This is a genomic window from Bradyrhizobium sp. WSM2254 (assembly GCF_000472645.1).
GTDB lineage: Bacteria > Pseudomonadota > Alphaproteobacteria > Rhizobiales > Xanthobacteraceae > Bradyrhizobium > Bradyrhizobium niftali.
Genome location: NZ_AXAB01000045.1, coordinates 55,821 through 68,555, shown reverse-complemented (window position 1 = coordinate 68,555; position 12,735 = coordinate 55,821). Strand labels below are relative to the sequence as shown.

Sequence of the window (12,735 nt, the reverse complement as noted above, 5' to 3'; positions counted from 1 at the left end):
TAATGCTCCCATGATGTGGCCGCGCTAATTCCAGCACGCGGGAAACAACAAGAGCGAGGGAGCAACGCCGCGATGGAAAAAGGCATTTTTGCGGGGCTGAAGGTTCTGGACTGCGCGAGCTTCATCGCAGCGCCCGCGGCCGCGACCGTGCTGTCGGATTTCGGCGCCGACGTCATCAAGATCGAGCCGCCCGGCGCCGGCGATCCCTACCGCAATCTGCCGAACATACCGGGCTATCCCACTGGGGAGCACAATTTCGCCTGGCTGCTGGAGGCCCGCAACAAGAAGAGCATCGCGCTCGACCTCTCCAAGCCGGAGGCGCAAGCCGTGCTCTACAAGCTCGTCGAAGAGGCCGACGTCTTCATCACCAACATGCCGCCGCCGGTGCGCGCCAAGCTCGGCATCACCTATGACCACCTCGCCCATCTCAACGACCGGCTGATCTACGCCTCCTTCACCGGCTATGGCGAGAAGGGCGAAGAGGCCAACAAGCCCGGCTTCGACAGCAATGCCTATTGGGCGCGCTCCGGCCTGATGGACCTCGTCCGCGCCGATACCGACACCACGCCGGCGCGCTCGGTCGCCGGCATGGGCGACCATCCCTGCGCCATGGCGTTGTACAGCGCGATCGTCACCGCGCTCTATCAGCGCGAGAAGACCGGCAAGGGCTCGCATGTCGCCTCCAATCTGATGGCGAACGGGGTGTGGGCCGCGGGCACGCTGGCGCAGGCAAAACTATGCGGCTCCAAGTTCGCCGAGAGGCGGCCGCGCGAACGTGCGCTGAACGCCGTGGCCAACCACTACCAGTGCAAGGACGGCCGCTGGTTGATCCTGTCGCTGCTGAGCGAGGAGAAGCAGTTTCCGATACTGGCCAGATGCCTGGGACGCGAGGACCTGATTGACGATCCGCGCTTCGCCACCAAGGCCGACCGTCACGCCCGTTCGGTCGAACTGATCAAGATTTTTGACGAGACCTTCGCCACCAGGGATCTTGCCGAATGGCGCAAGATTCTCGACGGCAACGGCCTCGTGTTCGGCATCGTCGGCATTCTCGACGACATCCCGAACGACAAGCAGATGCTGGACAACGAGGTGCTGGTGCCGTTCGAGAACGACACCATGCTCACCATCTCCAGCCCGATCTGGGTCGACGGCGCCAAGAAGGTGCAGCCGCGCAAGCCGCCCGGCGTCGGCGAACACAGTGACGAGATCTTGCGCGGAGCGGGATACGACGAGGCCGCGATCAAGCAGCTGCGGGGTTCGGGAGCGGTGGGGTAAGAGGCGCGCCAGCGCTCACACGCCGCTGTGGAGATAACTCGCCCGCACAAACTCTGTCATTGGCGAGCCAACCCTCCGGGCCGTCATGGCCGGGCTTGTCCCGGCCATCCACGATCTTGAGCGCGGAAACCAGAACGTGGGTGCCCGGGACAAGCCCGGGCATGACGAGAGAAGGCGCAGCTACCGCAGCGACAGCCAGCCGAGCGTGGATTCCTAATCGCTCGAGGATTAGCGCGTCTTGATGAAGCACATGCCGATGCGGCGCGAGGCCGCGGCAGCCTGACAGGTCAACCCTTTGGCACAGCTCCATGACGTAAAACTCTTGTCGAGCGTTCCCGATCCCGCATCCTGCAGGGAACAATGCGCGCCCCAGCCGTCCTGATATTCGGTGCCGGCCAGCTCCTGGCTGCCGCGGGCCTGCGGCCGGCTGGCAAATCCACGTGAGAAATCAGGGCGCTGTCCGGCCGCGAACGCGGTCAGGATGTCGCGGCGGCGAAGCTGGTCGCCGAGGAAATGCGGCGAGGCCGGCACGATGGTGGAATTGGACGGCCTGTCCGCCAGCCAGTCGACGCCCGGAAAATGGAAGCCGCCGATGCCGCGGGTCTGGTGACAGCCGGCGCAGGTGACGTCGTTGAGACGGCGCTGGAAGCCTGCGACCGAACGGATGTTCTGCATGTCACCGCGCGCGGTCGCTTGCTTCAACGCGCCGACCACGTCGCTGTCGCTGAAAACGGGATCGCTGTTGCCCTCCCCTTGCATCATGCCGAACTCCGGCTGCAACGCGGAGGCATCAAGGCCCGCGGGTGTCGGCACGACCGCGGCCTTGGCCAGGAATTTCTCGGGGATCAGCACCGTGCCGCGATCGAATTCGCGCAGATGGTCGGGCGCGAGCAGCCACGCCTTGAAGTCGCGCCGGAGATCATTGTCCGCAAAAATCCGCTCGCGGTCGATCTGGTTCTCCAGCGTCGATTCCTCGAACGTCTTCGTCGCGGCATCATACTTGAACACCTTGAGCAAATAGTCCGAGCGGAAGTCGTGCAGCGCCGATTTCGGCGCGATGGAGACCTGGATGTTGGTCTCGATGCGATCGAGCATGGCATCGTAAGGATGGAAGCCGCCGCCGATCAGCCCCTGCCAATCGCCATTGTCGAGCCAGCGCCGCGCGACCTCGGCGCAGGTGATCGGCTTGCCGTTCGAAGCGACCTGGCGGGCATCGCGCGCCTTCATCACCAGATTGAACGTCATCGGCAGGCGCGTCGCCGTCCTGGTTCCATCCGGTCCGGCGTCGAAACGGGTGAGCCGATAGATCAAGCGGATCTCGCCGCAAGAGTCCTCCGCCACATAGGCGCGGTCCATGCGGTTGACGATGCCGGCCAGCACGAAACGCGTGTTGGGGGATTTCAGCGCGGCCCGATCGAACAACTGGACGTCAAAACCTTCGCCGACGCCGATGGTCTCGCTCGGCCATGCCGCCTTGTGTCCGGCGATGTAGCGATCGAACTCCGCATCGACTGCCGGCGGAATTGGCGCAAGCTGCGGCATCGAGGAGAACAGCAGATCGTTCGTGAGCGGAAAATCCGCGTTCCGCTGCGGCCACACCAGGCGCGAGATGGTGAGCGCATCGTTCTGGTCGAGCTTGCGCAGGACATCGGGATCGGTGATGGCGGTGCCGCGCGTGAGCTGTGCATTCTCGGCTGCCGGCAGCGACATGGCGCCACCCAAAAGCACGACGACAGCAAGGAGAATTCGCAACGCGCGGTTCATGCCTTCAGTAACACCGCGCGGGGACGCCTATTCAAGCAAAAAGGCGCTTCACATGGTGGTGAAGCGCCTCTTCGGAAGTCGAATGTCGGCAGCTTAGCGCGCGACGATCAGGCCCTTGCTGGTGACGACCACCCAGCGGCCGTCCTGACGGCGGATCGCATCGACGCGGCCGACGCCGGGAATGGGATCGCCGGCATAGACCTCGTAGAGGCCGCCGCGGCCCTCGATCAGCGCGCCGCCGTTCGAGACGTCACGCAGGACCCACCCGTCGATCGTCGGGAGTCGGCCGACCTCGGTCCTGGGCGCGGCGGGCACGGGAGCCGGTGCGGCGGCCGCGGTCGCGACCTGGGTCGGTGCGATCGAGCCGGTGGTTTCCCTGGCGGGCGCCGCGGCTGCGGCCTGCGCGGGAGCGGCGGGCGGCGTCGCACGGAGCTTGTCCACGGTCTCGGACAGTTTTGCGATCCTGGCCATCGGCTCGGCCTGCGCCTTCTCGAGCTTGTCGAGGCGGTCGTTGGCCCGGTTGACCTGGCTGAGACCGGTCTTGGAGGTGTGCTCGACATTCGCCTTGAGCGCGACGAGGTCGGCATCGATCCGCGCGACGGAGGCATCCAGCGCGCTGGTGTCGGCGACCTGCGCCGGCGCCGGCGCGGCAAAGTGCATCATGCCGGCAGTTGCAAGCGCACCGCTGATCGCACCGACGCTGGCGGCAATCGCCACCACTGCGACCATCGCCGACAGACGGCGCTTGCCGCCGGCCTCGCGCGGCTCGTCCGCCTTCACGTGCGGGGCGAAATCCTCGCGGTCCCAGGACCGGTCGGAGGGGGCCATCACGATGAGCTTGCCGGGCTTCGGCTCGGGCTTGCTCTCGGCCTTCGGCTCAACCTTGGCCTCAAACTTCGGCACCTCGATCCGCGGCGGCTCGATCTTGACCGGATCGGGCTTGGGCGGCGCCTCATGGTCGGGGGCGATCGAGGGCGCCTCGATCCCGGCAGCTTCGACGGCCTGCGGCGCGGTCGCAGCTTCGACGACGCTCGTGTCTTGGGCAGCCTGCTCAGCCATTGGTTCGCTCACGGCTCAAATACTCCACGCTGGATTGACCTTTTGGTAACTTTCATTGCTTGCGAAATCCTTACTTCGGGACCCGCTTACCGAAATTTTAGGAAGTCATCAGGGGCCGAATTGGGCCGGGAAAGTGGAACCGGTGTGGCGGGCGTGAAACAAATTGTAACCGGGGGAAGATGAACGGCCGCGCAACAGCCGGGCCATCGCCCATCCACGTCGTCATTGCGAGCGCAGCGAAGCAATCCAGACTGCCACCGCGGAAAGACTCTGGATTGCTTCGCGGAGCCTGTCATCGGGCCGCGCTTTGCGCGGACCCGTTGGCTCGCAATGACGGAGTGCGGATTACTGCCCGTCCGTCACATCACCACCGGCGCATCCGGCAGCTCGTTGCGATGCGGGCCGCCTGGCGGAAAATGCCTGGCCAGTTCGCGCGACACCGACGCGATGCCGTCGATCACGCCGCGCTCGAACGCGCCGGACCTGAACTCCGCCTCCATAGCGCGGCAGATGGTCTCCCAGCCCGCCGCGCCCACCTTCGCGTCGATGCCGCGGTCGGCAATGATCTCGACGTCGCGGTCGGCGAGCAGGAGATAAATGAGGACACCGTTGTTGTGCGCGGTGTCCCAGACGCGCAGGTGCGAGAACACGTCGAGCGCGCGCTCGCGCGCCGGCTGGTTGCGGAACAGGGGGCCGCCGTCAAGCGCACCTTCGACGACGAAGCGGACCTGGCCAGAATGCGTGGTCTCACCCTGCCTGATCGCCTGCTCGATGCGGCTGAGCACCTTTGGCGGAAAGATCCGCTTTGCCCGCCAATGATGCTGCACCAGATGTCTGGCAATGCGCTTGATGCCCATGACCGCTACCAGCTCCCCGAGGCGCCGCCGCCGCCAAAACTGCCACCGCCGCCGCTGAAGCTGCCGCTGTCGCTGCTGCTCGACGAGCCGCTGCTCCAGCCACCGCCCGACGAGCCGCCCGACCACGAGCCCCGGCGCGACGACCCCGTGCCTGGTCCCATCGCGGAAACCACATCGGCGATGAATCCGATGATGAAGCCGGCGACGCCGAGCACCATGGCAAGCGCGAAAGAACCGAGAATGAGCCAGGTCAGCGCTGCGATGATGCCTCCGGTCGCCAATGATCCGAGCAGTCGCCCCAGCATGGCCCGGAAGAACCCGCCGACCCCGATCGAGGCGAACACCGTCACGAAGAAGAGCGGCCCGATATCGTCCAGATTGCCGAAATTCACAGTCGGCGAAGGTACTGGCAGCGGCTCGCCGTCGATGACGCGGATCATCCGATCGACGCCGTCCGAGATGCCGCCGCTGAAATCGCCCGTTCTGAATTTCGGTGTGATGATCTCGTCGATAATCCGCCGCGAGGTGACGTCGGTGAGCGCGCCTTCGAGGCCGTAGCCGACCTCGATGCGCAGATGCCGGTCGTTCTTGGCAACGACGAGGATCGCGCCGTCGTCGACCTTCTTGCGGCCGAGCTTCCAGGCCTCCGCAACCCGGATCGAGAACTGCTCGATCGTCTCCGGCTGCGAGGTCGGCACGATCAGAACGGCGACCTGGCTGCCCTTGCGCGTCTCGAAGTCGCGCAGTTTTTGCGTGAGCGCGGCGATATCGCGGCTGGAGAGCGTGCCGGTCTGGTCGACCACGCGGCCGGTGAGCTGCGGCACCGCGACGTCGGCGAAGGCTGGGAGGGCGAAGGCGAGGACGAGTGCGAATACCGCAATCGTTCGCCACAACCCCGCCGTCATCGCCCGGCTTGACCGGGCGATCCAGTATTCCAGAGACGCCGGTGGATTACGGAGAAGCCGCGGCGTACTGGATTCCCCGCTTTCGCGGGGAATGACAGCGGAGGATGTGGTGCGCATCGGGGCTGAACGCGCTTACTTCGACGGCGCAGGCGCCGGATTGAAATCGACCTTCGGTGCGGTCGAGATCGCCTTCTCGTTCTCCACCGAGAAGTTCGGCTTCTCCTTATAGCCGAACATCATCGCCGTGAGATTGCTCGGGAACGAGCGGATGGTGACGTTGTAATCCTGCACCGCCTTGATGTAGCGGTTGCGCGCCACGGTGATGCGGTTCTCGGTGCCTTCGAGCTGGGACATCAGGTCCTTGAACAGAGCGTCCGACTTGAGCTGCGGGTAGTTTTCGGTGACGACCAGAAGGCGTGACAGCGCGCTGGAGAGCTCGCCCTGGGCGGCCTGGAACTTCTGGAAGGCCGCGGGGTCGTTCAGCACCTCCGGCGTCGCCTGGATGCTGCCGACCTTGGCGCGTGCATTGGTCACGCCGAGCAGCACGTCCTTCTCCTGCTGCGCAAAGCCCTTCACCGAGTTGACGAGGTTGGGCACGAGATCGGCGCGGCGCTGATACTGGTTCACGACTTCGGACCAGTTGGCCTTGATCTGCTCGTCCTCGCTCTGGATCGCGTTGTAGCCGCAATTGGTGAGGCTGAGCGAGGCCAGCGCCGCCAGCACGGTCAGGATCTTGCGCATCAAATTTCTCCCGGTGGAATCCGGTGCAAACTACCAGAAGGGCCATGGCGAGTGTCGAGATTTCTTCTCGTCATTCCGGGGCGATGCGACGGGACCGCGCAAGCGCGGACCGGTGCATCGAACCCGGAATCTTGAGATTCCGGGTTCGCTTCGCGCCCCGGAATGACTGCAACAAGCATATGCGCGCCCCATCGCCAGCCGATTGACGCAAGCCCCTTGCCTATCACTGGCCAACATAGTCAACTCAACGAAACAACAAGACCAAACGGAAACGCCAGGGGGAACGCGATGTCCTCGTTCGAGACCATCCTCGTGGAGCGGCCGGAGCCGGCGATTGCCCGGGTCGTGATGAACCGGCCCGATGCGCGCAACGCGCAGAACCTGCAAATGACCTACGATCTCAACGCCGCCTTCGATGCCGCGGTGCAGGACGACACGGTCAAGGTGATCATCCTCGCCGGCAACGGGCCGCACTTCTCGTCGGGCCACGATCTGCGCCCGGGCGGCAAGAATGAAGCGGGCGTCGATTTTCCGCCGATCGGAAATTGGGGTGGCTTTGCCGAAGCCAATGCCCATGGCCGCTTCGCGCGCGAGCAGGAAATATATCTCCAGATCACGCGCCGTTGGCGCAATCTGGCAAAACCTGTAATCGCCGAGGTGCACGGCAAGTGCATCGCCGGCGGCTTGATGCTGGCCTGGGCCTGCGACCTCATCGTCGCCAGCGACGATGCGCAGTTCTGCGATCCCGTGGTCACCATGGGCGTCTGCGGCGTCGAATGGTTCGTGCATCCCTGGGAGCTCGGCCCGCGCAAGGCCAAGGAATTCCTGTTCACGGCCGACAGCTGGAGCGCGCAGGAGGCGCATCAGCTCGGCATGGTCAACCAGGTCGTGCCGCGCGCGGAGTTGTCATCGCGCGTGCTGGAGCTGGCGCGCCGGATCGCATCAAAACCGTCCTTCGCGCTGAAACTGACCAAGGAGGCGGTCAATCGTTCGGTCGACGTGATGGGTCAGCCGGCCGCAATCGACCAGGCCTTTGCCCTGCATCAGCTCTGTCACGCCCATAACCTCCAGGAGTTCGGCATGATCGTCGATCCATCCGGCCTGCATCCCTCGGTGCGCAAGCCGCCGGCGGCCGCGGAGTAGCGACATGGATCTCAATCTCAGTGACGAGCAACGGCTGCTGCGCGAAAGCGCGGAACGCTTTGTGGCCGAGAGCTACGATGCCGATCATCGCCGCAAGATGGCGAACGACCCGCTCGGCTTCAGCCCGGCGGTCTGGGCGCAGTTCGCCGAGCTCGGCTGGCTGGCCTTGCCGATCCCGGAGGAGTTTGATGGGCTCGGCGGTGGTGCGGTCGAGATGGGCATCTTGATGGAAGCCTTCGGCCGCGGACTGGTGTCGGAGCCTTATGTCGCGACGGTCGTGCTTGGAGCCGCGCTGATCGAGCGATGCGGCAGCACCGCGCAGAAGCAGGCGAGCCTGCCAAAGATCGCGGACGGATCGTTGAAGCTGGCTCTTGCGCATTCCGAACGCGCAGCGCGGTTCGATCTCGCAAAGGTCGCGACCGCCGCCAACAAGACCGCGCAGGGCTGGCGCCTTGCCGGCAGCAAGATCGCCGTGCTCGACGGCCATGCCGCCGACGAGATCATCGTGTCCGCGCATATTCACGATCATCGCGGGCCATCGGGGCGGATCGGCCTGTTCCTGGTGCCGGCAACGGCGCCGGGCCTCTCGATCACCGACTATCCGCGGCTCGGCGGCGGGCGCGCCTGCAACATCGAGCTGCCCGACGTGCATCTTCCGGAGGACGCCCTGCTCGGCGACGGCCGCGACGCGCTCCCGGCCATCGAATGGGCCGTCGATCGCGCCATGGCCGCGCTCGGCGCGGAAGCCGTCGGCATCATGCAGACGCTGCTGGAGACCACGCTGGAATACACCAAGATCCGGAAACAGTTCGGCCGGCCGCTGTCCGCCAACCAGGTGATCCGCCACCGCCTCGCCGACATGGCGATGCAGGTGGACGAGGCGCGCTCGATGGCGCTGCGCGCCGCGCTGAAGGCAGACGGCGCGCCGATCGAGCGCGCGCGGGCCGCATCGGGCGCGAAGGCGAAGATCGGCAAATGCGCGCGCTTTGTCGGCGAGCAGTCGATCCAGCTTCACGGCGGCATGGGCGTCACCGAGGAGCTCGAGGTCGGCGCCTATTTCAAGCGGCTCGTCGCCTTCGACACGCTGTTCGGCGGCAGCGCGCACCACTATGCCCGCCACGCCCGGCTTGGCCGCGCCGGCGTATCGGCCTGAACCGAAAGGAGCGCATCATGGACCTGTCGTTCAATGCCGAGGAGCGCGCCTTCCAGGACGAGGTGCGCGGCTTCATCGCCAAAAATCTCACCGAGGAGATGAAGCGCGCGACCGCGCTGACGCCGTCGGTGTTCTCCGATCCTGACATCGGCATGGCCTGGCAGCGCGCATTGCACAAGCAGGGCTGGGGCGCGCCGGGCTGGCCGGTCGAATATGGCGGGCCGGACTGGACGCCGGCGCAGCGCTGGATTTTCGAGACAGAATCCGCTCGGGCCGGCGTGCCGAACGTCAACGTGATGGGCGTCAAGATGGTCGGGCCCGTCATCATCGGCTTTGGCTCGCCGGAGCAGAAGAACTTCTACCTGCCGCGCATCCTCTCCGGCGAGGATTATTGGTGCCAGGGTTACTCCGAGCCGGGCTCCGGCTCCGACCTGTCCTCGCTGAAGACGCGCGCGGTGCGCGACGGCGACGACTACATCATCAACGGCACCAAGATCTGGACCACGCATGCCCACCACGCGAGCCGCATGTTCGCGCTGGTGCGCACCAGCGACGGACCGCGGCAGCAGGACGGCATCAGCTTCATCCTGATCGACATGAAGACGCCGGGCATCACGACGCGCCCGATCCTCACCATCGGCGGCGACCACGAGGTCAACCAGGTGTTCTTCGACGACGTGCGCGTGCCCGTCGCCAACCGCGTCGGCGAGGAAGGCAAGGGCTGGACCTACGGCAAATACCTGCTCGAATTCGAACGCGGCTCGGGCATCGCATCCGCCAAGCTGCGCGAGGGGCTGAAGGCGATCGCGGACCTCGCCGAGTCGGACCTGACCGGGCGCGCGATCGACAGTCCGGATATCGCGACGCGCATCTCGGAGGTCGAGGTCGACATCGACGCGCTGGAGATGACCGAGCTGCGGGTGCTCTCGGCGCTCCAGACCGGGCAGAATCCCGGCGCGGTGTCGTCGATCCTGAAGCTGCGCAACAGCGAGATCCGCCAAGCCGTGACGCGGCTGGGCGCCGACGTGATCGGCCACGACGCCCTCGCCGTCGAGCCGATGCGCCCGCTCTACAAGCTCAACCGCGAGCCGGCGACGCCTGAGGAGATGCTGACGGTGGTGCCGGAATATCTCAACGGCCGGGCCTACACGATCTTCGGCGGTACGTCCGAGATCCAGCGCGACATCATTGCGAAGATGATGCTGGGGATTTGAGCCACAAGCTGGCGCCACACACTCGCTGTCGTCCCGGCGAAGGCCGGGACCCATACGCCGGGAAGAGGTGTGGCGCGAAGCTGGCAATTACCGATCTTCGCCAAATTCCGCTCGGTGGGTATGGGTCCCGGCCTTCGCCGGGACGACGAGCTGAAATTGCCGCAGCAGCGCAGGCTACAATTAACCCACCTTCGCGTCCCTGATCGCCTGCCAGATCTTCTGCGGCGTCAGGGGCGTGTTGAGCTGGGTGATGCCGAGCTCGGCGAGTGCGTCCATCACGCCGTTGGTGACGCAGGGCGGGCCGCCGATGGCGCCGGATTCGCCGCAGCCCTTGGCGCCGAGCGGGTTGGTGCGGCACGGCGCGGAGTCATCGAGCGTCACCACGATCGGCGGCACGTCGTCGGCGCGCGGGATGCAGTAGTCCTGGTAGCTCGCGGTGAGGAGCTGACCGTCGGCATCGTAGGAGACGCCCTCATAGAGCGCCTGGCCGATTCCCTGCGCGACGCCGCCATGGATCTGCCCCGTCACCAGCATCGGGTTCACGGCGACGCCGACGTCGTCGACGGTGGTGTAGCGCACGACGCGGGAGACGCCGGTCTCCGGGTCGATCTCGACCTCGCAAATATGCGTTCCGTTCGGCCAGCTCGGACCGTCGACCTCGCCTTCGGAATCGACGCTGAGTTTTGCGCCGCTCTCCTTCTCGGCAAGGTCGAACAGGCTGATGCGGCGGTCGGTGCCGACCACGGTGAGCATGCCGCCCTGATATTCGATGTCCTCGACCGAAGTCTCCAGCACGTTCGCCGCCTTCTCGCGCGCCTTCTGGATCAGGTCATTCGACGAGACGGCCACAGCCGTGCCGCCGACGAACAGCGAGCGCGAGCCGACGCTGCCAAAACCCATCGCCAGATCGGTATCGCCCTGGACCACGTCGATCTTGTCCATGGCAATGCCGAGCGTGTCGGAGATCATCTGGGTGTAGGTGGTTTGAAGCCCCTGCCCCATCGCCATGGTGCCGGAATGCAGGACGACGCGGCCCTGCGAGGTCGCGTGCAGGCTGACCTTCTCGGTATGGGCGCGGCCGCCGGTCCATTCGATGTAGGAGGTGAGCCCGCGGCCGTAGAGCAGGCCCTTCTTCTTGGCGGCCTTCTTGCGCGCGGCGAAGCCGTCCCAGTCGGCAAGCTTCACGGCGCGATCGAGCATGTGGGCGAACGCGCCGGAATCGTACACCTGGCCCGCCGCGTTGGTGTAGGGCAGCTGCGCCGGCTTGATGTAGTTGGCTTTGCGGATCGCGCGCGGATCCATGCCGATCCTTCGCGCGGCGGCGTCGAACAGGCGCTCGACGATGAAGACCGCCTCGGGCCGGCCCGCACCGCGATAGGCGCCGACCGGCGCGGTATGCGTCATCACCGACTTCACCTCGAAATGCACCAGCGGCAGGTCGTAGACGCCGGTCTGCACGAACGGCCCGAGCACCAGCGGGATGATGTTCGCCGCACCCGAGGAATAGGCGCCGGTGCAGCCGATCGACTTGACGCGATAGGCCAGCACCTTGCCCTTCTCATCGAGCGCGAAGGACGCGGTCGAGGTGAGGTCGCGGCCATGGGTGCCGCCGACGAACTCGTCGGTGCGGTCGCCGCGCCAGCGGATCTTCTTGCTCAGCTTGGTCGCTGCGTAGGCGACGATACCGTCCTCGGGATAGAGGTTGGTCTTCTGGCCGAAGCCGCCGCCGATGTCGCCGACCAGCACGCGCACGCTGTCCTTGGGCCGCTTGAGCACGGCTTCCGCCAGCACGTCGCGGGTCGAGGCCGGCGTCTGCGACTGCACGTGCAGCAGGAGACGTCCGGTCTTCTTGTCGATCTCGGCGATGGTGGAGCGCGGCTCCATCGCGGAGGGCACCAGGCGCTGGCTGACGATGTCGAGCTCGACCGTGTGCGCGGCCCTGGCGAAGGCCTCGTCCACCTTGGCGGCATCGCCGTAAGCCATCGCGCCGACGATGTTGTCGGGCGCCTCCGGCCACACCACGGGCGCGCCGGGCTTCACCGCCTCGACCGGGTCGACCACCGCGGGCTGCACGTCGTATTCGACCACGATCGCCTCGGCCGCGCTCTGCGCTTCCGCGCGGGAGGCCGCCACCACCGCCGCCACCGCCTCGCCGGTGTAACGCACGATCTCATGGGCGAGCAGCCGGCGCGGCGGCACCGTCATCGGCTTGCCGTCGGGGCGCTTGAAGATGCTCAGCGTCGGGATGCTGCCGACGTCGTCCTTGACGAGGTCCGCGCCGGTATAGATGGCGGTGACGCCGGGCATCGCGGCCGCAGCGCTGGTGTCGATCGAAACGATCCTGGCGTGCGCATGCGGCGAGCGCAGCACGTGCAACCACAGCGCGCCGTCTTGCGGCTTGTCGTCGATGAATTGCCCCTTCCCGGTCAGCAGCCTCAGGTCTTCCAAACGCTTGACGGGCTGGCCCGCTCCGAAACGCAAATTGCCGGGAAGAATGTTCATTCCGTGGGGTCCTCGAGGTCTTTTCGAAACTGCGGGCAGCCTTTTAGCGGATCGACCGGGGGCATACCAGCCGAGGTTTTGGGCGATGAACCCACACATTCGTCATGCCGTTGGAATCG

Annotated in this window: 10 protein-coding genes; 4 read left to right on the top strand and 6 right to left on the bottom strand. The window is 65.9% G+C overall.

The features are described 5' to 3' along the window. Positions 1-72: 72 nt before the first annotated feature. Complete coding sequence (locus A3M7_RS0129420; RefSeq protein WP_027547145.1) at positions 73-1,278, top strand: CaiB/BaiF CoA-transferase family protein; 1,206 nt, start codon at positions 73-75, stop codon at positions 1,276-1,278. A gap of 228 nt (positions 1,279-1,506) precedes the next feature. Here the strand turns inward: A3M7_RS0129420 and A3M7_RS0129410 are convergent, their stop codons facing one another. The 5 genes from A3M7_RS0129410 to A3M7_RS0129390 all read right to left on the bottom strand — a co-directional run bounded on the left by A3M7_RS0129410 (position 1,507) and on the right by A3M7_RS0129390 (position 6,604). After that, entirely contained in the window at positions 1,507-3,042 is a 1,536-nt protein-coding gene (locus tag A3M7_RS0129410; protein WP_027547144.1) for a hypothetical protein, read from the bottom strand. Between the two features lie 93 nt (positions 3,043-3,135). Then, positions 3,136-4,101: a hypothetical protein gene (locus tag A3M7_RS0129405; protein WP_027547143.1), complete on the bottom strand. Its 966-nt coding sequence runs from the start codon at positions 4,099-4,101 to the stop codon at positions 3,136-3,138. A gap of 359 nt (positions 4,102-4,460) precedes the next feature. Then, on the bottom strand, positions 4,461-4,958 hold the full coding sequence (locus A3M7_RS0129400; RefSeq protein ID WP_027547142.1) for a TPM domain-containing protein: 498 nt from the start codon (positions 4,956-4,958) through the stop codon (positions 4,461-4,463). A 5-nt stretch (positions 4,959-4,963) separates the two neighbouring features. Further along, positions 4,964-5,863: a YgcG family protein gene (locus A3M7_RS0129395; RefSeq protein WP_027547141.1), complete on the bottom strand. Its 900-nt coding sequence runs from the start codon at positions 5,861-5,863 to the stop codon at positions 4,964-4,966. 132 nt (positions 5,864-5,995) lie between these two features. Beyond that, complete coding sequence (locus A3M7_RS0129390; protein ID WP_008563456.1) at positions 5,996-6,604, bottom strand: LemA family protein; 609 nt, start codon at positions 6,602-6,604, stop codon at positions 5,996-5,998. Positions 6,605-6,892: 288 nt separating this feature from the next. Between A3M7_RS0129390 and A3M7_RS0129385 the strand changes: the two genes are divergently transcribed. Genes A3M7_RS0129385 through A3M7_RS0129375 form a run of 3 tightly spaced genes read left to right on the top strand, consistent with a single transcriptional unit; the run spans position 6,893 to position 10,114 of the window. Beyond that, on the top strand, positions 6,893-7,747 hold the full coding sequence (locus tag A3M7_RS0129385; RefSeq protein WP_027547140.1) for an enoyl-CoA hydratase: 855 nt from the start codon (positions 6,893-6,895) through the stop codon (positions 7,745-7,747). Between the two features lie 4 nt (positions 7,748-7,751). Then, positions 7,752-8,900, top strand: a complete 1,149-nt coding sequence (locus A3M7_RS0129380; protein ID WP_027547139.1) for an acyl-CoA dehydrogenase family protein — start codon at positions 7,752-7,754, stop codon at positions 8,898-8,900. Positions 8,901-8,917: 17 nt separating this feature from the next. Continuing rightward, positions 8,918-10,114, top strand: a complete 1,197-nt coding sequence (locus A3M7_RS0129375) for an acyl-CoA dehydrogenase family protein (RefSeq protein ID WP_027547138.1) — start codon at positions 8,918-8,920, stop codon at positions 10,112-10,114. A 180-nt stretch (positions 10,115-10,294) separates the two neighbouring features. Here the strand turns inward: A3M7_RS0129375 and A3M7_RS0129370 are convergent, their stop codons facing one another. Further along, entirely contained in the window at positions 10,295-12,616 is a 2,322-nt protein-coding gene (locus tag A3M7_RS0129370; RefSeq protein WP_027547137.1) for a xanthine dehydrogenase family protein molybdopterin-binding subunit, read from the bottom strand. Positions 12,617-12,735 lie beyond the last annotated feature (119 nt).